The 1,154-nt window shown below is 50.0% G+C and carries 1 protein-coding gene; it reads right to left on the reverse strand.

Features of this window, described 5'->3' with window-relative positions:
* Window positions 1-342: 342 nt before the first annotated feature.
* A partial coding sequence (locus HMPREF2554_RS07575) for a protein argonaute-2 (protein ID WP_070554520.1) occupies window positions 343-1,154 on the reverse strand: 812 nt, incomplete at its 5' end.

A 1,154-nucleotide genomic window follows, 5' to 3' on the forward strand; every position in this document is an offset into this window, starting at 1 on the left:
GAGGAATCATCACAATAATTATTCTGAGAACGAACTTTTTTACACCAATATAGGCTATAGCGGGTTAACAGCTCTGAACAGTTCAATGTATTCCATTCACCGGCGAATGGGATACTGGTAAATGTAATATATTACTAGATTTAAGTATAGAATTTTTAACATTATTTCCTGATATTTATTTATGGAAAATATACCCGCTAATGTGCCAGCGCAACTCAAAGGGTCTTCAACAGCATGCATATCACTAACACATGCTCCCGAAGACCCTTGAGCCGAAAATATATTTTATTTTCAGAAATCTAATACACTAAACAAAATGCGAAAGATAATACGGTGCATTAATTACTGTGCTGCCGACAGAGGAACAACCGGAATGTAGGTACGGTTCCAAACCACAACGGGGTAGTACGCGTAACTCGCCGTTAAGGTATCCCGATCGAACGCATCAATGTAGACTCGGTAGTGGTGGTTCGGGTTAATCTTAGTACCATCAACAATCGCGGATATACCGAAGTCCCCATCCGAATTAATGCTAGACGCGCCGCCGGTGCTAACGTCATCATTAACGATGTTCCCGAACTCATCAAGTTCCTGAACACGCAGGTCGTACTCTACACGGTCGATATCATCGATCCCCGTAGTCTCTACAGTCAGAGAGTTATCAGTCTTCTGCGGGTCAATGAATCCATCGACAGAGGTGATCCCAACAACCGCAGGGGCGGAGGGCTGGCTCTGACGGCTCTGATTATTCTGTGACGCAGACTTCGAATTTGAGCTGCTCTGGGATGCGGGTGCACCCTGTGGTTGGCCCTGAGCCTGCTGACCCTGGCCATTAGCATTAGCACCCTGCTGATCCTGGGTTGCACCAGGCTGGCCCTGCTGCTGTCCTTGACCACTCTGGGATGCGGAGCTTGCACCCCCACCCTGAGGAGCCTGCTGACCCTGGGTAGCACCACCCTGAGCCTGCTGACCCTGACCGCCGGCATTAGCGCTCTGCTGTTGATCTTGGGTTGCACCCTGGGTTTGCTGACCCTGATCCTGACCACTCTGCGCCGCAGAATTTGGCTGACCCTGTGTGGCTCCAGAACGTGCCTCATCCTGAGAACTTGCAGGCGCTGCGTTTGCCTGCGCAAGCGGAAGAACCGTCACACCCG

This window comes from Rothia sp. HMSC071F11, from assembly GCF_001809115.1.
In the GTDB taxonomy this organism is placed as follows: Bacteria; Actinomycetota; Actinomycetes; order Actinomycetales; family Micrococcaceae; genus Rothia; species Rothia dentocariosa.